The organism is Bacillus sp. PK3_68 (assembly GCF_003600835.1).
In the GTDB taxonomy this organism is placed as follows: domain Bacteria; phylum Bacillota; class Bacilli; order Bacillales; family Domibacillaceae; genus Pseudobacillus.
This window is the reverse complement of the sequence record NZ_NQYC01000001.1, coordinates 1,020,853-1,041,302: the sequence shown is the minus strand read 5'-3', so window position 1 is coordinate 1,041,302 and position 20,450 is coordinate 1,020,853. Positions and strand designations below refer to the sequence as shown.

The 20,450-nt window shown below is 42.2% G+C and carries 21 protein-coding genes and 1 pseudogene; all 22 read left to right on the top strand.

What is annotated here, in order from left to right:
* Nucleotides 1–86 precede the first annotated feature (86 nt).
* On the top strand, nt 87–767 hold the full coding sequence (gene cmk / locus CJ483_RS05430) for a (d)CMP kinase (RefSeq protein WP_120032629.1): 681 nt from the start codon (nt 87–89) through the stop codon (nt 765–767).
* On the top strand, nt 761–1,345 hold the full coding sequence (locus CJ483_RS05425) for a lysophospholipid acyltransferase family protein (protein ID WP_120032627.1): 585 nt from the start codon (nt 761–763) through the stop codon (nt 1,343–1,345). Before cmk ends, CJ483_RS05425 begins: the two co-directional genes overlap by 7 nt.
* Before the next feature lie 99 nt (nt 1,346–1,444).
* Complete coding sequence (rpsA, locus tag CJ483_RS05420; protein WP_120032625.1) at nt 1,445–2,593, top strand: 30S ribosomal protein S1; 1,149 nt, start codon at nt 1,445–1,447, stop codon at nt 2,591–2,593.
* A gap of 71 nt (nt 2,594–2,664) precedes the next feature.
* Nucleotides 2,665–3,717, top strand: a complete 1,053-nt coding sequence (gene fni / locus CJ483_RS05415; protein WP_120032623.1) for a type 2 isopentenyl-diphosphate Delta-isomerase — start codon at nt 2,665–2,667, stop codon at nt 3,715–3,717.
* A gap of 179 nt (nt 3,718–3,896) precedes the next feature.
* A complete protein-coding gene (gene der, locus CJ483_RS05410; RefSeq protein ID WP_120032621.1) occupies nt 3,897–5,207 on the top strand; it encodes a ribosome biogenesis GTPase Der in 1,311 nt (436 codons plus the stop codon).
* A 21-nt stretch (nt 5,208–5,228) separates the two neighbouring features.
* Nucleotides 5,229–6,278 (top strand): NAD(P)H-dependent glycerol-3-phosphate dehydrogenase, encoded by a 1,050-nt coding sequence (locus tag CJ483_RS05405; protein WP_120032619.1) that lies wholly within the window; start codon nt 5,229–5,231, stop codon nt 6,276–6,278.
* 251 nt (nt 6,279–6,529) lie between these two features.
* Nucleotides 6,530–6,727 (top strand): DUF2768 domain-containing protein, encoded by a 198-nt coding sequence (locus CJ483_RS05400; protein ID WP_120032617.1) that lies wholly within the window; start codon nt 6,530–6,532, stop codon nt 6,725–6,727.
* A gap of 23 nt (nt 6,728–6,750) precedes the next feature.
* Nucleotides 6,751–7,458, top strand: a complete 708-nt coding sequence (locus CJ483_RS05395; RefSeq protein WP_120032615.1) for a hypothetical protein — start codon at nt 6,751–6,753, stop codon at nt 7,456–7,458.
* A 144-nt stretch (nt 7,459–7,602) separates the two neighbouring features.
* Nucleotides 7,603–9,081, top strand: a complete 1,479-nt coding sequence (gene spoIVA / locus CJ483_RS05390) for a stage IV sporulation protein A (RefSeq protein WP_120032613.1) — start codon at nt 7,603–7,605, stop codon at nt 9,079–9,081.
* 267 nt (nt 9,082–9,348) lie between these two features.
* Nucleotides 9,349–9,621 carry an HU family DNA-binding protein gene (locus CJ483_RS05385; RefSeq protein ID WP_041096968.1) on the top strand — a complete coding sequence of 91 codons (273 nt, stop codon included), beginning with the start codon at nt 9,349–9,351 and terminating at the stop codon, nt 9,619–9,621.
* Between the two features lie 415 nt (nt 9,622–10,036).
* The gene (folE, locus tag CJ483_RS05380; RefSeq protein ID WP_120032611.1) at nt 10,037–10,603 is read left to right on the top strand and encodes a GTP cyclohydrolase I FolE; all 567 of its coding nucleotides are present in this window, start codon (nt 10,037–10,039) and stop codon (nt 10,601–10,603) included.
* A 22-nt stretch (nt 10,604–10,625) separates the two neighbouring features.
* The gene (gene mtrB, locus CJ483_RS05375) at nt 10,626–10,853 is read left to right on the top strand and encodes a trp RNA-binding attenuation protein MtrB (RefSeq protein ID WP_120032609.1); all 228 of its coding nucleotides are present in this window, start codon (nt 10,626–10,628) and stop codon (nt 10,851–10,853) included.
* A 12-nt stretch (nt 10,854–10,865) separates the two neighbouring features.
* On the top strand, nt 10,866–11,666 hold the full coding sequence (locus tag CJ483_RS05370; protein WP_120032606.1) for a heptaprenyl diphosphate synthase component 1: 801 nt from the start codon (nt 10,866–10,868) through the stop codon (nt 11,664–11,666).
* Between the two features lie 3 nt (nt 11,667–11,669).
* Nucleotides 11,670–12,377 carry a demethylmenaquinone methyltransferase gene (locus CJ483_RS05365; RefSeq protein ID WP_120032604.1) on the top strand — a complete coding sequence of 236 codons (708 nt, stop codon included), beginning with the start codon at nt 11,670–11,672 and terminating at the stop codon, nt 12,375–12,377.
* Between the two features lie 18 nt (nt 12,378–12,395).
* Nucleotides 12,396–13,358, top strand: coding sequence for a heptaprenyl diphosphate synthase component II (gene hepT, locus CJ483_RS05360; RefSeq protein WP_120032602.1), 963 nt, complete (start codon nt 12,396–12,398; stop codon nt 13,356–13,358).
* A gap of 94 nt (nt 13,359–13,452) precedes the next feature.
* The gene (ndk, locus tag CJ483_RS05355) at nt 13,453–13,899 is read left to right on the top strand and encodes a nucleoside-diphosphate kinase (RefSeq protein WP_049662901.1); all 447 of its coding nucleotides are present in this window, start codon (nt 13,453–13,455) and stop codon (nt 13,897–13,899) included.
* A 681-nt stretch (nt 13,900–14,580) separates the two neighbouring features.
* Entirely contained in the window at nt 14,581–15,372 is a 792-nt protein-coding gene (locus tag CJ483_RS05350; RefSeq protein WP_120032600.1) for a CheR family methyltransferase, read from the top strand.
* A 184-nt stretch (nt 15,373–15,556) separates the two neighbouring features.
* Nucleotides 15,557–16,728: pseudogene (gene aroC, locus CJ483_RS05345) on the top strand (chorismate synthase).
* A 2-nt stretch (nt 16,729–16,730) separates the two neighbouring features.
* Nucleotides 16,731–17,822: a 3-dehydroquinate synthase gene (aroB, locus tag CJ483_RS05340; RefSeq protein ID WP_120032598.1), complete on the top strand. Its 1,092-nt coding sequence runs from the start codon at nt 16,731–16,733 to the stop codon at nt 17,820–17,822.
* On the top strand, nt 17,819–18,208 hold the full coding sequence (gene aroH, locus CJ483_RS05335; RefSeq protein ID WP_120032596.1) for a chorismate mutase: 390 nt from the start codon (nt 17,819–17,821) through the stop codon (nt 18,206–18,208). The genes aroB and aroH overlap by 4 nt, the downstream gene beginning before the upstream one ends.
* A 24-nt stretch (nt 18,209–18,232) precedes the next feature.
* Entirely contained in the window at nt 18,233–19,333 is a 1,101-nt protein-coding gene (gene hisC / locus CJ483_RS05330; protein WP_120037809.1) for a histidinol-phosphate transaminase, read from the top strand.
* A gap of 13 nt (nt 19,334–19,346) precedes the next feature.
* The gene (locus CJ483_RS05325; RefSeq protein ID WP_120032594.1) at nt 19,347–20,450 is read left to right on the top strand and encodes a prephenate dehydrogenase; all 1,104 of its coding nucleotides are present in this window, start codon (nt 19,347–19,349) and stop codon (nt 20,448–20,450) included.

Sequence of the window (20,450 nt, the reverse complement as noted above, 5' to 3'; positions counted from 1 at the left end):
CTGCCAACCGGCAGGCTTTTTTTTGGAGAAATAATCTCTCTTCATGTGATAGAATAAGGAGAAAAAATGTTTAGAAGGTGAACGTCATGAAAAGACAAATGCAAATAGCAATCGACGGTCCAGCCGCGGCAGGGAAAAGTACGGTAGCAAAGATCATTGCTGAAAAACTATCCTATATTTATATTGATACAGGTGCTATGTATCGAGCCCTGACTTATAAAGCTCTCCAGGCTGATGCTGACTTGGAGGACGCCGAAAAACTTCTGGAACTGCTCCAGGAGTCAGTGATTGATTTGAAGCCGGGGAAAGCTGGGCAGCTCGTATTTATTAACGACCAAGATGTGACAAATGAAATTAGAACGAGCACAGTAACAAACGCCGTTTCTTTTGTGGCCAAGCATGCCCCTGTACGTGAAGAGATGGTTAAGCGGCAGCAACTGTTTGCTAAAAAAGGGGGCGTAGTCATGGATGGACGTGACATTGGCACCCATGTGCTTCCCGAAGCAGAAGTGAAAATTTTTCTTAAAGCAAGTGTGGAAGAGCGGGCGAAAAGAAGACATTTAGAAAATATTTCTAAAGGATTTCCGTCAGATATAGAGAAATTAAAAGAGGAGATTACTCTTCGTGACAAAATGGACTCAGAACGGGAAGCCGCTCCGCTTAAAAAAGCAGAAGATGCAATAGAACTAGATACAACTTCCTTGTCTATTACAGACGTGGTGGATCGGATTATTTCAATTGTAAAGGAAAGAGAACAGGCATGGTAACATTTTATACAATCGCAAGGTCAGTCGTAAAATCGGTATTAATGCCGCTGTACCGTGTGGAAGTACATGGGCGGGAGCATTTTCCGAAAGAAGGCGGTGTGCTCCTATGCAGCAACCACATTGATAATCTTGATCCTCCAATAGTAGGCATTACGGCCCCAAGGCCTATTTTATTTATGGCAAAAGAAGAATTGTTTAAAGTTCCTATTTTCGGGAAAATGTTAGCTAACTTAAATGCGTTTCCAGTCAAAAGAGGAGCGAGCGACAGAGATGCTATTCGAAAGGGACTTAAATTTTTAAAAGAAGGAAAAGTTCTTGGGCTTTTTCCGGAAGGAACCCGTTCAAAAACAGGGAAAATCGGTGAGGGAATGGCAGGAGCCGGATTCTTTGCTTTGCGCACAAACGCTTATGTTATTCCTTGTGCCATCATCGGTCCCTATAGAATGTTCCGCAAGCTGAAAGTAGTCTACGGTCCTCCGATTGATATGGAGGATCTGCGCAGTCGTAAAGCAAGTGCTGAAGAAACAACTGCTGTTATCATGGCCCATATTCGCCGTTTAAAAGAGGAAGCACATTAAAAGCATACTGCTTGACAAATGTGGGCAATTGTTAGAAGTTAGTAGAAAGAATATTTTATCAAATAAATGTAAGCAGTTCTGTATTAAGGAGGAGTACATATGACAGAGGACATGAATCAGGTAGAAGTGAACAATTATACAGTGGGCGATAAAGTACAGGCAACTGTAGTAAAGGTGGAAGAAAAACAGGTTCAAGTTGAAATTGAAGGCAGTAAAAAAGACGGCATTATTCCAATTAGCGAACTTTCAAGCCTTCATGTCGAAAAAGCAACAGATGTGGTAAAGGAAGGCGACAAACTCGAACTTCAAGTAACGAAAGAAGAAGACGACCTTTATGTTCTTTCCAAGCGAAAAGCAGATGCAGAAAAGGCTTGGGCGGAAATGCAAAAGCGCTTCGAAAACGGTGAAGTGTTTGAAGCGGAAGTAAAGGAAGTAGTAAAAGGCGGCCTTGTTGTTGATCTTGGCATTCGCGGATTTATCCCTGCTTCGTTAGTGGAAGATCATTATGTGGAAGATTTTGAAGATTATAAAGGGAAAACAATGAACTTTAAAATTGTTGAGCTTGACCAAGAGAAAAACCGCTTAATCTTATCCCATCGAGCTGTGATTGATATGGAAAAATCAGAAAACAAAAAGAAAGTGCTTTCTGAAATCCAAGCGGGCGACGTTCTTGAAGGGAAAGTTCAGCGTCTGACTGATTTTGGCGCTTTCGTTGATATCGGCGGTGTAGACGGTCTTGTTCATATTTCCCAGCTATCACATGAGCATGTTGAAAAGCCATCTGATGTCATTCAGGAAGGCCAGGAAGTAAAGGTGAAAGTTTTATCTGTAGACCGCGACAGTGAAAGGATTTCTTTATCTATTAAAGAAACGCTACCGGGACCATGGTCAGACATTTCTGAAAAGGCCCCTGTTGGTGCAGAGTTAACTGGTACGGTTAAGCGTCTCGTTTCTTACGGGGCATTCGTTGAAGTTTTCCCAGGAGTAGAAGGATTAGTTCACATTTCACAAATCTCCAACAAACACATCGGCACTCCACATGAAATATTAAAAGAGGGCCAGGAAGTAAAGGTAAAGGTACTTGATGTGAATGAAGAGGAAAATCGTCTTTCCTTAACGATGAAGCCATTTGATGAAGAACCATCTGCTCAGGAGAATGAATCGTACACTATGCCTGAAGAAAATACCGGCTTCCAGCTTGGTGAGATGATCGGTGATAAGCTGAAAGGTTTAAAAAGAGGAGAATAAGGAATAAGCTAAGTTCGGATCTGTTTTTATGGGTCCGTTCTTCTGCTTTTTTAGGAAAACGGTGATAAATAGTGACGAGAGCTCAGAGAAAACGAGAGCATATTCAGTATGCGCTTTCAACAGGCCAAAATAGGCAGACGGGGCTGGATGATGTAGAGTTTGTTCATCAAAGCCTTCCTGACACAGCGCTTAGCGAAATATCTATTCAAACCAAAATTGGCGGACTTTTATTAAGTTCGCCGATTTTTATCAATGCGATGACAGGCGGTGGAGGGAAAGATACTGAAAAGATTAACAGTCAGCTTGCTCTTGCGGCAAAAGAAACAGGCATAGCGATGGCGGTTGGCTCCCAAATGTCCGCTCTCAAGAATCCGGAGGAGAGGCAATCATTTTCGGCTGTTCGCAAGCTTTATGGCAATGGGGTGATTCTTGCTAATCTTGGCAGCGAAGCAACAGTCGAGCAAGCCGAAGCAGCGGTTGATATGATAGAAGCCAATGCGCTGCAAATTCACTTGAATGTGATTCAAGAGCTGACCATGCCGGAAGGAGATCGAAGCTTCAAGGGAGCGCTTGAGCGGATTGAGAGAATTGCTGATAAGTTGACTGTACCGGTCTTTGTGAAGGAAACGGGCTTTGGTTTAGGAAGAGAGGCAGCGGAGAAACTCGCAAAATTACCTGTTGCAGCAGTGGATGTGAGTGGTTTTGGAGGCACAAACTTTGCCGCAGTAGAGAACGAACGGCGGGGAAAGATGCTGGATTATTTCAATAACTGGGGTATTCCGACGGCTCCCGCTATTGTCGAATGCAAAGCAGCGGCCAGCCAACTAGATGTGATGGCTTCCGGGGGTCTTCAAAATAGCCTTGATGCGGCAAAGTCGCTTGCGCTTGGCGCTGTGGCAGTCGGGATGGCCGGATCATTGCTTCGTGTACTAATGGATAGCGGTCTAGAGGCTTTGGTAGCCGAGCTACATACCTTACATGACGATTTGAAAATAATTATGTGCGCAGTAGGAGCGAAAAAAATAACAGACCTTCACAAAACACCTCTTATTATCAAGGGAGAGACCTTTCATTGGCTTCATGTCCGTGGATATGAGCCGTCTGCTTTCAGTCAAAGAGGTTGAAGTTGACTGTCCATAAATAATCGTTATGTTTGAAAATAAGGATTATAGTTGCTTGGCATCTGGAATATTGATAAAATGAACGAGTTCAGAAAAGCCCTTCTCCTGTCAGAAGGGTTTTATTTGTACGGATGGATAAGCTAAAAATGAGATAGAATGTATGTATGGAAAGGGTGAACCAAATGGTGAAACCAGTTGTTGCGATTGTCGGCCGTCCGAACGTCGGGAAGTCAACTATTTTTAACCGAATTGTCGGTGAAAGGATTTCAATTGTTGAGGATGTTCCGGGAGTAACGAGAGATCGCATATATAGCACAGGTGAATGGCTAAATAATGAATTTAATATTATTGATACAGGCGGGATTGACATTGGTGATGAGCCGTTCTTAGAGCAGATTCGCCAGCAGGCGGAAATTGCCATCGAAGAGGCGGACGTAATTATCTTTTTAACGAGCGGGCGTGAAGGAGTAACAACCGCAGATGAAGAAGTAGCAAAAATATTGTATCGGTCAAAAAAGCCGATCGTATTAGCTGTTAATAAAGTAGATAATCCAGAAATGAAAAGCCAAATCTATGATTTTTATGCTTTAGGTTTTGGCGAACCGTTTCCAATTTCGGGAGCCCATGGGATTGGCCTTGGGGACATGCTTGATGCTGTAGTGAGCCATTTTCCAAATGCAGAAGATGAGGAGTACGATGAGGATGTCATTAAGTTTTCCTTAATTGGCCGTCCGAATGTCGGCAAATCTTCATTGGTGAATGCCTTGCTCGGGGAAGAACGAGTCATCGTCAGCGACATTGCCGGCACGACGAGAGACGCTATCGATTCACCTTACATGTATGAAGGTCAGGAGTATGTCATTATTGATACAGCAGGCATGCGTAAAAAAGGAAAAGTTTATGAGACAACCGAAAAATATAGTGTACTCCGCGCGCTTCGTGCGATCGAACGCTCTGACGTTGTCCTTGTTGTGTTAAACGCGGAAGAAGGCATCCGAGAGCAGGATAAGCACATTGCAGGGTATGCTCACGAAGCTGGACGAGCTGTTATCATTGTTGTTAATAAGTGGGACGCTATTGAAAAAGATGAGAAAACGATGAAAGAATTCGAGGGGAAAATCCGAAGCCACTTTTTATTTCTTGATTATGCACCAATCGTTTTCCTTTCAGCTAAAACAAAAAAACGTGTGCATACGTTATTACCTGTCATTAATCAAGTAAGTGAAAGCCATACTATGCGCGTTCAGTCCAGTGTGCTAAATGATGTGGTGATGGATGCGGTAGCGATGAACCCAACGCCGACCGATAAAGGCAAGCGCTTGAGAATTTATTATGCAACACAGGTAGCTGTTAAGCCGCCGACGTTTGTTGTTTTTGTTAATGAACCAGAGCTAATGCATTTCTCTTATGAGCGCTTTTTGCAAAACCGCATTCGTGAAGCGTTCGGCTTTGAAGGGACGCCGATACGTATTATTTCACGTGCTCGAAAATAAGAAAAAAGCTGGTGAGTATCTATGAAAAACAAAGAGAGCATTGCAATGGTTGGGGCGGGCAGCTGGGGAACAGCACTCGCCATTGTTCTTGCTGATAACGGTCATGAAGTTCGCCTGTGGACTCAAAACAAAGAACGCATAAAAGAAATCAATGAAACACACACCAACCAACAATATTTACCGGGCATTGAATTGCCTGAAAATATTGTTGCTTCCAGTTCAATGGAAAGCGTATTAAGCGGGTTGGATGTCGTTGTACTGGCTGTTCCCACAAAAGCAATTCGTGAAGTGCTCCAGCTCATCGAAGAGATTCGAACAGAACCTTTTACCATCGTTCATGTCAGCAAAGGAATTGAACCGGATACGTTAATGCGCATATCGGAAATGATTAGAGAAGAATTGCCTGAGAAATTATGTAAGGATATCGTTATTCTTTCCGGTCCGAGTCACGCAGAAGAAGTGAGTCTGCGTCATCCAACAACCGTTACAGTTTCTTCTGAGAATATGGAAGCTGCAGAAAGAATTCAAGATATTTTCATGAATCAGCATTTTCGTGTTTATACAAACCCGGATATAGTTGGTGTGGAAATTGGAGGAGCTTTAAAAAATATTATTGCTCTGGCAGCAGGCATTTCTGATGGTCTCGGTTATGGAGATAACGCCAAGGCGGCCTTGATTACGAGAGGACTTGCTGAAATCGCCCGCCTGGGCACAAAAATGGGGGCCGATCCGCTTACCTTTTCTGGACTAACAGGAATTGGCGATTTAATTGTTACATGTACAAGCGTTCATTCGAGAAATTGGCGTGCAGGCAATATGCTTGGAAAAGGACAAAAGCTGCAAGACGTTCTTGATAATATGGGAATGGTTGTGGAAGGGGTCCGCACCACGAGGGCAGCCCGTCAACTTTCTCTTAAATATGAAGTAGAAATGCCGATTACTGAAGCATTATACCGTATTTTATTTGAAGGAAAAGAGCCAAAAGCAGCTGTAGACGAATTGATGGCTCGTATGAAAACAAATGAAATGGAAAGTTTAGTTGACATTATTGATCGTCAGCAAGGAAGCTAGCAGAAAGGGCATTTAAAATAATCAAAGCCCGTGACTTAGTCATATAATAAAAAATGAATAAGCCAGCGCTTAGTAATTTGGTGGTCGTTATAGCTAAAGCGGCAAAAGCTGCTTTAGCTTTTTTATGTGGCAAGGTTGTCCAATTTTTTATTGGTTATGTTATAATCATGACGAAAAGGACAAGGGGTACCGAGCTACCCTGATTTGTTATTCAAGATGTAGCGATTGATCAAGGAAAGGGGCAATAGAAGATGTCAGCATCCATGATGAATATGTGGATCTCTTTTATAGGGATGGGACTAATGATTGTATCAGTTTTCGCCATCTATGTAAGCCGCTATAAATTTAAAAATGGGTTTTTAAAAGCGATTTCCGCTCTTTTTGCGTATGCTTGTATGATTATCGGCGGATTGATTATGGTGTATATTGTGTTTAGCGGTCCAGCTTGAAGATTGAAGGAGAGAATCAGCGAATGAAAAAACTAGCCATTGTTTTCGTAGTTACCCTGACAGCAGTCTTTATGAGCGGGTGTATGTTTCCTCAAGAGCGGCGGGCTGAAAATCAAATGCCGTACGGAGAGCAAGTTCAGACTGTTCAGTCTGCTGTTGATCAATTTAAAGAGGCGAATGGCGGAATTTTACCGATCAAAACAAAAGAGGAAAACACACCGCTATATGAAAAATATCCAATTGATTTTAAAAAGCTCATCCCGCAATTTATCGCTGAGCCTCCGGGTAATGCATACGAGTCGGGCGGGATTTTTCAATATGCTCTCGTAGATGTTGAAGAAAATCCAACGGTTAAGTTAATTGATTTGCGCATGGCAGAACAAATCAGGGATATACAAATACGTATTCGCTCTCAAGGATACCCGCCGTTTAAAAAAGAGATAGCGCATAATGTTTATTCGTTAGACTTTAAAAAAATTGGCTTTAAAGAGGAACCTTATGTTGTTAGTCCATATACACAACAAAACTTGCCGCTTGTTATTTCAGGTGACGGCAACATTTATGTAGATTATAGCAGTGACTTGTATGCAGCGATTAAGAAATCACAGGAAAAGCTGAAGCAAGGAGAAGATATTCGGCCGATATTGTTAAAGGATTCTCTGTTTGCTCCTGCATTTTCGCTTCCGTATACCGTGAACAATAAAAATGAACCTGTTTTTATGGTGAAATAAAAGAAGTCATCCGCTTATAGGATGGCTTCTTTTATTTTATAGGAATATTTTCAGTCATATAAAAGCAGGACAACATCATACAATTTATTGTAGGAACAATACCGCTAATAAAAAAAGCAAACAATAAAGTCGGGAGGGAATTTCTTGGAAAAAGCAGATATTTTTAAAGATATAGCTGAACGGACAGGTGGGGATATCTATTTAGGAGTCGTCGGGGCGGTCCGTACGGGGAAATCCACGTTCATTAAAAAATTTATGGAACTGCTTGTTCTTCCTAATATAGACAATGAAGCGGAAAAAGCGAGAGCGCTTGATGAACTGCCGCAAAGCGCAGCAGGCAAACAAATTATGACAACAGAGCCAAAATTTGTGCCCAATCAGGCAATTTCTATAAATGTGGATGAAGGACTTTCGGTGAATGTAAGGCTTGTTGATTGTGTTGGGTATGTGATTGAAGGGGCGAAAGGGTATGAAGACGAAAATGGCCCAAGAATGATTCACACCCCTTGGTTTGAGGAGCCGATTCCTTTCCATGAAGCGGCTGAGATCGGCACGCGAAAAGTCATCCAGGAACATTCTACGATTGGCGTGTTAATTACAACAGATGGCACGGTTGGAGAAATACCAAGAGCCAATTATTTAGAAGCGGAAGAGCGGTTAGTTGAAGAATTAAAAGAAGTAGGCAAACCATTTATTATGATTGTAAACTCGGCGCGTCCTCATCATGCAGAGACAGAGAGCTTGCGTGAAAGTCTTGCGGAAAAGTATGATATTCCAGTAGTAGCGATGTCAGTGGAAAGCATGAGAGAAGCGGACGTAATGAGCGTGCTTCGTGAAGCTCTGTTTGAATTCCCTGTCCATGAAGTAAATGTGAATTTACCAGGATGGGTCATGGTATTAAAAGAAAATCACTGGCTGCGCGGTCATTACCAAGAGGCGATTAAAGAAACAGTTCAAGACATTAAGCGCCTTCGAGATGTAGATCGGGTGATTGGACAATTTGATCAATATGAATTTATTGAGAATGCGGGCCTTGCCGGTATGGATATGGGGCAAGGGGTAGCTGAAATTGACTTGTTTGCTCCGGATGAGCTGTATGACCGAGTATTAAAAGAAATTGTCGGCGTGGAAGTTCGCGGAAAAGATCATTTGCTCGAGCTTATGCAGGAATTTGCCAATGCTAAAACAGAATATGACCAAATTGCTGATGCATTACGAATGGTTAAACAAACAGGATATGGTGTGGCAGCTCCTTCGCTGACCGATATGAGTCTAGATGAGCCAGAGATTATTAGACAGGGGTCGCGGTTCGGCGTGAGATTAAAAGCGGTAGCCCCATCTATTCACATGATTAAAGTAGATGTAGAATCAGAATTTGCTCCAATTATCGGAACCGAAAAGCAAAGTGAAGAGCTTGTTCGCTATTTAATGCAAGATTTCGAGGATGATCCACTATCGATCTGGAACTCTGATATTTTTGGTCGGAATTTAAGTTCCATTGTCCGAGAAGGCATTCAGGGTAAACTTTCGCTTATGCCAGAAAACGCTAGGTATAAATTAAAAGAAACATTGGAGAGAATTATAAACGAGGGCTCAGGTGGCATGATTGCTATTATTTTATAAGCATTTATTTGCAGACTTCCTTTTACGGCAGGGGAGTCTTTTTTGTGATTTTGCCCAAACCTAGAAAGAATGAGAATTATTAAGGGATTCTGCTTGATATGGCATTTCTTATGTGATAATCTTTTAACAGAATTAATGTATAAAACATTGATTTAAAAGCTTTTTTTCATTTTTATGTATAAAAAACGAAAAAATAGCTTAGGAATGAAAGTAATGGTAGAAAATACAGACTTTCGTTGAAACCCCCTTTGGGAGGAGGTGAATGGCATGAACAAAACAGATTTAATTAATCAAGTTGCAGAAACAGCAGAATTATCTAAAAAAGATGCTACTAAAGCGGTTGAGGCCGTTTTTGATGCCATCCAAAACTCATTAGCAAGCGGAGACAAAGTTCAATTGATTGGTTTTGGGAACTTTGAAGTACGTGAGCGTTCTGCACGCAAAGGGCGCAATCCGCAAACTGGAGCAGAAATCGAAATCGCAGCGAGCAAAGTACCTGCATTTAAACCAGGTAAAGCTTTAAAAGATGCGGTTAAATAATTACATAGCCTAACGGCTACAAGAGAGGCCTTCGTGGTCTCTCTTTTTTATATTTATATACAGCCAGCGTCTCTGTCCACATGTTTGCTTGCTGGAGAGCGGAGAGTGAAGACATTTATGGCTTGGAATGAACCTTCTAAAGCAGTCGCTAACAGGAAAAGGTTAACGATACTTTTTTGGCTAAAGAATCTTTGCCTGTCTAGATAGAAAGGGTATGATGGACTTATGTGTACTGGCATGGAATAGCTCTAGTTACTAAGCTAACTTTGCTTTCTCTATCAGAGTGTGTAAGCGGCCCTTCATGAGAACTATAAATCTGCTATGACGCCGAACGAGCGTCTTTCGCTTTTCGTCCAGTTATGCTACTATTTAGTGAGTGTTTTAATTTTACGATTGATAGAGAGGATTGTAGAGGATGGCTGAAGTAAATCACGCTCAAATTGAAGAAGCAGTTCGTATGATTTTGGAAGCAGTTGGAGAAGATCCTGACCGTGAGGGGTTGTTAGATACACCAAAGCGGGTAGCTAAAATGTATGAGGAAGTTTTCTCCGGTTTAAATAAAGATCCAAAAGAATATTTTGAAACTATTTTTGGAGAGGATTATGAGGAACTCGTACTCGTGAAGGATATTCCTTTTTACTCAGTATGTGAGCACCACCTTGTTCCTTTTTTTGGGCATGCACATGTTGCCTATCTTCCTAAGAACGGAAAGGTCACAGGGCTTAGCAAACTGGCAAGAGCAGTGGAAACAGTGGCGAGACGCCCTCAATTGCAAGAACGCATTACAGCTGAAGTTGCCGATGCAATGATGGAAAAACTTCAGCCGCATGGTGTAATGGTAGTAGTCGAAGCGGAGCATATGTGTATGGCTATGCGTGGAGTGAAGAAGCCAGGATCTAAAACTGTTACAACGGCGGCGCGCGGAAAGTTTGCCAATGATGTGCACTCACGCTCAGAATTGTTGAATTTAATTAAAGGCTGACAAAAGAGAGGTTGAGGATCAAATGAAGAACAATCAGGCCGACTTTATTATGATCCGGGCGATAGAAGATGGAGTGAACGTTATCGGTTTAACGAGAGGGTCCGATACCCGCTTTCATCATTCAGAAAAGCTGGATAAAGGAGAAGTCATGATTGCCCAATTCACAGAGCATACTTCGGCCATTAAAGTTCGCGGCCGCGCTAAAATTATTACAAGTTTCGGTGAAGTGGAAAGCGGAAATGAAGCATAAGGGGTATACGAGATGAATGAATGGCTTAAAAGAAAAACAATAATTGAAAAAGAAGTGCAGCGGAGACTTTCTTATCCGTATTTAAAGAAATTTATTGAGAAACCGAAAGTCGATGAAGTTCGCCTGCTTACTTTAATGCTGCCTTTTACTATGGAGCAGCTATCGTCAGAAGAGACGACAAAATATATTACAACAGCCACCCTAATTCAAATCGCCCTCGATACCCATGAAAAAGTAACGGCTTCATCTAACGAAATTGCAATTGATCAACAGCTGACTGTGCTCGCTGGAGATTATTTTAGTGGATTATATTATCAAATTTTGGCGGAATTAAAAGATATCCGAATGATTCGGACACTCTCAGATGCTGTTAAAAGTATCAATGAGAATAAAATCGTCCTTTACCAGCGGGAGCATACATCCATTGATTCCTTAATGGAAAGTGTATACAAAATTGAAACAGAAATTGTCGAACGCTTTTATACTGTTTTTCATTTTCAATCTTTTTTTCCGATGGTTTCCCGTTTATTGTTCGCGAAAAGGCTATTGGAGGAAAGACAGAACTTTCTCGCCGGAGGACAAGCTTTAACCGCCGAAGCAATCGCAAGCTTAGATGGTCCGCAAAAAAACACTCCGCTTTCCTTAGATAACCGACAGGCAATTGTGCAGGTGTATGATTATTATATTAATCGTGCCAAAGAAGAAGCGGAAAGAACTTTAGGATATCGATGGCCTGCTAGTTCTGAGGAACAGTTATACAGTTTGTTGTATAATGCGGTCTTTGGAAACAAAACATATGCGGAAGAAGGTTAAAGAATGCAACAATCAAAAGAAGAAAAAGTCCATCGCGTGTTTGAGAAGATTTCCTCTAACTATGATCAAATGAATTCTTTAATCAGCTTTCAACAGCATAAGCGATGGAGAAACACCACGATGAAAAAGATGAATGTCCCGAAAGCGGCTTCTGCCCTTGATGTGTGCTGTGGAACAGGGGATTGGACAATTGCGCTTGCGCAAGCTGTCGGGCCGGAGGGTCACGTGGTGGGGCTCGATTTCAGTCAAAATATGTTGAATGTTGGCAAGAGAAAAGTAGAAGAGTCTGGTTTGGAACAAGTGAAGATGATTCAAGGGAATGCTATGGAGCTTCCGTTCGATGATCATACGTTTGACTACGTGACCATTGGATTCGGACTTCGAAATGTTCCGGATTATATGCAGGTACTTCGAGAAATGAACCGTGTTCTCAAGCCGGGTGGCATGGCTGTGTGTCTAGAGACTTCCCAGCCAACCATGATCGGTTTCCGGCAGCTGTATTTCTTTTACTTTCGTTTTATCATGCCGCTATTCGGAAAGTTATTCGCGAAAAGCTATCAGGAGTATTCCTGGCTTCAGGAATCTGCCCGTGATTTTCCCGGAATGAAAAAATTAAAGCAAATGTTTGAACAGGCGGGGTTTGTCAATGTTAGCTATATGCCGCATACAGGTGGCGTGGCGGCAACCCATATGGGTTTTAAACAAAAGTAAATAAGCTGGGTGGAAAAAATGAAGTTAACTATGCTGTATTCGTTTCTCAAAGCGGATATTGATTTAATCGAAAAAGAATTAGAGATGGCGATCTCTTCTCCCTCTTCTTCATTGCGGGATGCATCGCTTCATTTGCTGCAAGCAGGCGGAAAACGAATACGTCCCATTTTTGTGTTGCTTGCGGCCAAATTTGGCGAATACAATATAGATCGGGTAAAGAATATAGCGGTGGCTCTCGAATTAATTCATATGGCTTCACTTGTTCATGATGATGTGATTGACAATGCAGAACTCCGACGCGGCAAGCCAACTGTGAAAGCAGAATGGGATAATCGGGTAGCTATGTATACGGGCGATTATATTTTCGCCAGAGCCCTTGAATACATGACAGATATTGAAAATGTTGAAGCGCATCAAATTTTGTCAAACACTATGGTCGAATTATGCATCGGTGAAATAAATCAAATAAAAGACAAATACCGTTTTGACCAGAATTTAAGGGATTACTTGCGCAGAATTAAGCGTAAGACAGCTATATTAATCGCGGCAAGTTGTCAAATAGGTGCCATTTCTGCCAATGTCCCGAAGGCTGTTCATGAGCAGCTGTTCCAATTTGGCTATAATGTCGGCATGGCCTTCCAAATCACGGACGATATACTGGATTTGACAGCTACGGAAGAAGAACTCGGTAAACCGGCTGGAAGCGATCTTTGGCAAGGAAATGTGACGCTACCTGTCCTGTATGCATTAGAGGATGAGCAGTTGCGGGAAAGGATCATCCAGGTAAACAAATATACTGTAAAATCAGAGATAGATGAAATTATCGGTTATATTAAACGAAGTGACGCCATCGACCGTTCACATGCGTTAAGCCAGCGGTATTTAAGCCGAGCTTTAGATATACTGGATGATCTGCCTCCTAATCGGACAAAAAAATCACTTCGGGATATTGCCAGATTCATCGGCAAACGAAAATATTAGTTTTTTGAGTGCAAACATTGTCAACTCGTCTAATCAATGGTACTATTTTTAAGGATTGTTATTAAAAACGATACATATTATAGGAGTGAATACAATGGAAAAAACATATTTAATGGTTAAACCTGATGGCGTTCAAAGAGGCTTAATCGGTGAAATCGTTGCCCGTTTTGAAAAGAAAGGTTTTCAATTAGTCGGCGCTAAACTAATGAGCGTTTCTAAAGAAACAGCTGAACAACATTACGCAGAGCACAAAGAGCGTCCTTTCTTTGGCGAATTAGTAGACTTCATTACTTCTAGCCCCGTATTCGCCATGGTTTGGGAAGGCGAGAATGTAATCGCTACAGCACGTCAAATGATGGGCTCTACAAATCCTAAAGATGCAGCACCTGGTACAATCCGTGGCGATTTCGGAGTAACAGTTGGCAAAAACATCATCCACGGCTCTGATTCTCCAGAAAGTGCAGAGAGAGAAATCTCTATCTTCTTTAAAGAGGAAGAATTAACAACTTACAACAAACAAATCAACGAGTGGATTTACTAATAAAAGCGGAGCCGACTGTTCTGGGGCGACAAGCGTATGACAGCATGACGAAGTGGCGTCTTTCCAGCCATGCAGTCAGGCTGGCATACGACCTCGAGCCCCAAGAAGGCATAGCTAGACAGTAATAAAAGCGGAAACACGGCCGTTTATCGGCGACAAGCATAAGGCGAGCCGTCTGGAAGGTTGTTCTTTAACCTTCTGGACGGCTTGACTTATGACCTCGAGCCGATGGCTGTTGCAGCTGGATAAAAGAAAAGCGGAAGGTGCTCATTCAGCGTGATAGGGGATTGGAGGTGATTCCGAGGAGTCGTTCTTTGACTCCCCGGAATCGTCGTAATCACCGTACGCGCTAGCGCCTGCAGCTAGATAAAAGAAAAGCGGAGCCGACTGTTTTGGGGCGACAAGCGTATGACAGAATGACGAAATGGCGTATGTCAGCCATACAGTCAGACTGACATACGACCTCGAGCGCCAAGGAGGCGTAGCTGGACAGTAAGAAAAGCGGAAACGCTTCACAAAAAAGGTATAAGCTGCCGTCAAAAAGACGGTAGCTTTTTAATTGTTCTTTAATTTTCCAAAAAATTCACCCCCTTATGTTTCTCTCTTCGTTATAATAGGAACTATAGAACGGTAATAAATGCCTATCAACAAACCGCACCAGACAAGAAGGGGGACGGGCAAATGAGTGATTATGAAAGCTTTATTATGAATATTAAAAGAAAAACAGGTATTGATCTTGGTAAATATAAAGAAGCGCAAATGAAACGGCGTTTAACTTCCTTGTATGAAAAGAAGGGCTGCCGCTCCTTTAAAGAGTTTTTTGACTTAATAAACGCAGATACCAATCTTCTTAATGAATTTTTAGATAGGATGACAATCAATGTATCTGAGTTTTATCGAAATGCTAAAAGATGGGAAGTTCTTGAAAGAAAAATTTTTCCGCGGCTGCTGTCAGAAAACAAAAAAATAAAAATATGGAGCGCTGCCTGTTCAACAGGGGAGGAGCCTTATACAACGGCAATGGTTCTCTCTAATTATTTGCCATTATCTCAAATCTCTATTTTGGCTACAGATTTGGATGTGAATGTTCTTCAAAAAGCAAAAAGGGCTGTATATCCTGAACGCTCACTGGCAGAAGTCCCGATTGAGAAAAAACAAAAATTTTTTACAAAAGAAGGGGACTTTTATAAAGTTAGCGAGGAGATTAAACGGACAGTTACATTTAAGAAGCAAGATTTGCTGGCCGATCGCTTCGATTCAAATTTTGATTTAATTATCTGTCGTAATGTGATGATCTATTTTACTGAAGAAGCAAAAGACCATTTGTATCAAAAATTTAGTGCGTCATTAAGAGAGGGAGGCGTGCTGTTCGTTGGGAGTACAGAGCAAATCTTTAATCCAGGAGAATACCAATTTGAAGCGGAGGACACATTTTTCTATCGCAAAGTTAAATCATTAAGAGGGAACATGTAAGGCTTTTCTGCGAAAAGCCTTTTCTTTTTGGAGATCAATATTTAGAAAAATCTAAAGAATTATGACAAATATGCCGTCAATTGTGGTAAAATTCTCAAAAACATACTTAAGAATTGAATCATAGTTAAAAAAATATGTTATAGTAGTACATAACCGCTTTAACGAGTTGAAGGGAGAAAGTAAAATGAGATACTTAACAGCAGGAGAATCGCATGGACCACAATTAACAACCATTATTGAAGGGCTGCCAGCCGGAATGCCCCTTACAGCTGAAGATATAAACAAAGAACTCAGCCGTAGACAAAAAGGCCATGGACGGGGACGCCGAATGCAAATTGAAAAAGACCAGGCCCAAATTAAGAGTGGAGTCCGACATGGATACACGCTCGGATCACCAGTTACTCTTGTCGTCGAAAATGACGACTGGAAACATTGGACAAAAATCATGGGTAGCGAACCGTTTGATGAAACAGAAGGAGAAGAGATCAAGCGACAAATTACTCGTCCTCGTCCAGGACATGCGGACTTAAACGGTGGCCTGAAATACGGTCATCGTGATATGAGAAATGTGCTTGAACGCTCTTCAGCCCGTGAAACGACCGTCCGGGTAGCAGCAGGAGCTGTAGCGAAGCAGTTGTTAAAGCTGCTGGGCATTGAGATCGCCTCCCATGTCATCGAAATTGGCGGCATTAAAGCCGAACAGGTGAAATTTGAAAATTTATCTCAATTACAGGAGTTAAGCGAAAACTCACCCGTTCGCTGTCTTGACCCAGAAGCAGAAAAGAAAATGATGCAAGCGATTGATGATGCGAAAGCAAACGGTGATTCAATCGGTGGGGTTGTTGAAGTAATCGCTGAAGGAATGCCAGCCGGAGTAGGAAGCTATGTTCATTGGGATAGAAAGCTCGATGCAAAAGTAGCCGCAGCTGTTATGAGCATCAATGCTTTTAAAGGTGTAGAGATTGGAATCGGTTTTGAAGCCGCAGAGCGATTTGGCAGCGAGGTGCATGATGAAATTGCTTGGCAGGAAGAGAGGGGTACTATCGAAAAACGAATCGTCTTGGCGGCTTTGAAGGCGGAATGACGACAGGGATGCCGGTTGTTGTTCGCGGGGTAATGAAGCCGATCCCTACACTCTACAAGCCACTTGAGAGTGTAGATATCGATACGAAAGAGCCGTTCACAGCAAGTATCGAGCGTTCAGATAGCTGTGCTGTGCCAGCAGCAGCTGTTGTTGCCGAAGCTGCCGTTGCCTGGGAGCTGGCTTCAGCTATTGTTGACCAGTTCTATAGTGACCGTATGTCGGCCTTATCTGCCTCATTAGATGAATTCCGTCGCTACACAAAGGAGTTCTAATTATGAGAGAACTAATGATTGAGACGCCGGGTCAATCCTATCCTGTTTATGTTGGAGAAGGAGCGTTGCACCAACTAACCAGATTATTTGCCGGTCCTCTCAAGGAAACAACAAAGCTGCTTATCATCGCTGATGAGCTGGTCGCATCGTTTCATGGGGACACGCTGAAGCAAGCTCTCCCACCAGGATTGCCATATGAGTGGTTGACGGTCCCGAGCGGTGAGCAGGCTAAAACATTTGCGTCATTTGAAAGCTGTTTAACATTCGCTCTCGAAAAAGGGCTCGATCGCAAATCGTGTATTTTAGCATTTGGCGGCGGTGCTACAGGTGATTTAGCTGGTTATGTAGCAGCAAGCTATATGAGAGGAATTGCATTTGTTCAAATCCCGACAACTATCCTGGCACACGATAGCGCGGTAGGTGGGAAAACGGCCATCAATCATCCGCTCGGCAAAAATATGATTGGTCATTTTCATCAGCCAGCAGCGGTCGTTTTTGATACTCGCTTTCTTCAGACGCTTCCTGAACAACAAATACGTTCAGGGTTTGCTGAAATTATCAAACATGCATTAATTGCTGATTCTGCTTTTTTAAAAGAGTTGCAGATCAAGGTAAATAGTTTTAAAGATCTGTCTTCTGACTTTCTTGCTTATTGCCTTGAAAAAGGCATTCAAATCAAAGGAGAGATTGTCAAAGAAGATGTTAAAGAACAAGGGATTAGGGCTTATTTAAACTTTGGCCATACATATGGTCATGCACTTGAAGCAAGACTCGGCTATGGCCAGATTACACATGGAGAAGCTGTAGCAGCGGGAATGGTTTTTGCTCTGTACGCGAGTGAGAAAAAGGTAGGCTTAGCCTTTGACTTGAAAAAGTTCATGGCTTGGCTTAAAGAGCTCGGCTATCCACTGGATTTAAATAGCGAACTGTCATTTGATGAATTATACAAATTAATGGAAAGAGATAAAAAAACGATTGGCGAAAGCATCCGCTTTGTTTTATTGCAGGAAGTGGGCCGACCGGTTATTAAAGAGATGAGCCGGTCGGAATTAGAAGAAGCTGATCGTTTTATGAGAGAGGAGGCTGCCGTATGATCAGAGGCGTTAGGGGAGCAACGACTGTTAAAGAGAATACTGAAAAAGAAATGATTGATTGTACGGAAGTACTTTTAAGAGAAATGGTTGAGAAAAATGATTTGCAGCCCGAGGATGTGTGTTCGGTCTTTATTTCAGTAACAAATGACATTAATGCTGCTTTTCCTGCAAGAGCTTTAAGGCGACTGCCCGGATGGGAATACGTGCCGGTCATGTGCATGAATGAAATTCCGGTGCCTGGCAGCTTGGCACAGTGCATTAGAGTCATGATGCACGTGAATACTAAAGCAGCGCAGCAGGAAGTTAATCATATTTATTTAGGAGAAGCTGTGAAGCTACGGCCGGATCTGCAACAAACGAGCCAGTGTGGCCAATTAAGCAAGTAATCAAAAGAAGGGATTGTGATGAAGATGAAATGGAAACAACAAATTACCGGATTGAAAGCTTATCAGCCCGGGCGTTCAATTGAAGATGTGAAGAAAGAGTACGGTCTTGAAAAAATCGTTAAGCTTGCATCAAATGAAAATCCTTTCGGTTCATCCAATAAAGCGAAAGAGTGGGTGCAATCTTACGGATCATCCTATGCTCTTTATCCGGACGGTTATACAACGGCCCTTCGCTCTGCTCTCAGCGAATTTCTTAGTGTAGATGAAAAGCAGCTTATTTTTGGCAATGGGTCTGACGAGCTGATTTTGATTATTTCTCGAGCGATGTTAGAACCAGGCAAAAACACGGTTATGGCAACTCCTACTTTTCCGCAATACCGGCATAACGCTACGATTGAAGGAGCAGAAATCCGTGAAGTGCCTCTTGTGGACGGCGCCCATGACTTAGACGCGATGCTTTCAGCGATAGACACACAAACAGCTGTTGTCTGGTTATGCAGTCCGAATAATCCAACGGGCATTTATATTAACAATGACCAGCTCGTGCAATTTTTAAATAAAGTCCCAGAGGATGTTCTCGTTGTGCTTGATGAAGCCTATTATGAGTATGTAACGGCAGAGGATTATTATAATGCGTTAGAGATTGCAAAGAAGTATCCGAATGTACTCGTTTTAAGAACGTTCTCTAAAATTTACGGTCTAGCGAGCTTCCGAGTCGGCTATGGATTTGGCTCCGAAGAAATTATCCGTGCTTTAGAGCCGGTTCGCGAACCATTTAATATTAATACACTTGGAGAAGGCGTTGCTTTATCGGCACTATCAGATCAGGACTTCGTAAAGAAATGCCGAGAAGAGAATAAAAAGGGCCTCGAACAATTCTATCAATTTTGTAAAAGTGAACATCTTGACTATTATCCGTCAGAAGGAAACTTTATTTTAATTGATTTCAAATGTGACAGTGATGAGCTGTTCCAATATTTAATGAAAAAGGGGTATATCGTTCGTTCCGGAAATGCCCTTGGTTGTCCAGGAGCTGTTCGGGTAACAGTCGGATCTTATGAACAGAATGAAGGAGTTATCCAAGCTATGAAGAGTTTTATAGCAGAAAACGCAATTAGACAGTAGGTGTTTGTGAAGAATGAGAGGAACTGTATTAGTTGCCGGATTGGGATTAATCGGCGGGTCGCTGGCGAAAGCGATCAAAGCAGCCCATCCCCAGGCAGAAATTATCGGATACGACATCCGCGAAGGTGAAGTAGGCCTTGCCGAAGCATTGAATATTATTGACAGGCAGGCAGGCACATTTCAAGAGGGGGCAGAGCAAGCGGATCTTATCATTTTGGCTGTACCCGTTTTACAGACAGAAAGGCTGATCAGACAGCTGGCTGAATTTGATTTAAAAGAAGAAGTCATCATCACAGATACGGGCAGTACAAAAAAGAGAATTATGTCCTGTGCCGCCATTTTGGAAAGCCGCCACATAACCTTTGTTGGCGGTCATCCGATGGCGGGCTCTCATAAGAGCGGAGTGACAGCTGCAAAAGAGCTTTTATTTGAGAATGCCTTTTACCTGCTAACGCCAGGTGAAGGAGCGAACGAAAAGCAGGTGGCCGTTTTAAAAAAATGGCTGCAAGGAACCAAAGCGAAAATATTGGAAATTTCTGCTGATGACCATGATCACCTTACAGGGGTTGTCAGTCACTTTCCTCATATCATTGCTGCCTCTCTTGTTCACCAGGCTCGCAAATACAATAATAGCAATTCCTTGATTTCCCGTCTTGCTGCCGGGGGGTTTCGGGATTTAACGAGGATTGCCTCATCAAGCCCGGAAATGTGGAAGGATATTTCGCTACATAATAAAGAAGTGCTTCTCACACTTTTATGCGATTGGAAAATAGAGATGGAAAGAGTCATAGATATTTTAAAAGAAGAGAGTGCTCCTCTTTTATTTGATTATTTTAATGAAGCAAAAGAATTTAGGGATGATCTTCCTGCTAAAGCAATGGGAGCTATTCCTTCATTTTATGATTTGTATGTCGATGTACCGGATTATCCGGGAGTCATATCAGAAATCACGGCTTACTTAGCGGAAGAGAGAATTAGCATCACGAATATTCGGATTGTGGAAACGAGAGAAGATGTGTACGGAGTGCTTGTGATTAGCTTTCAGAATGAAAAAGACCGGATGCGGGCCCGGCAATGCATTGAAAAACAGACAAACTACGACTTATTTTTAGCATGA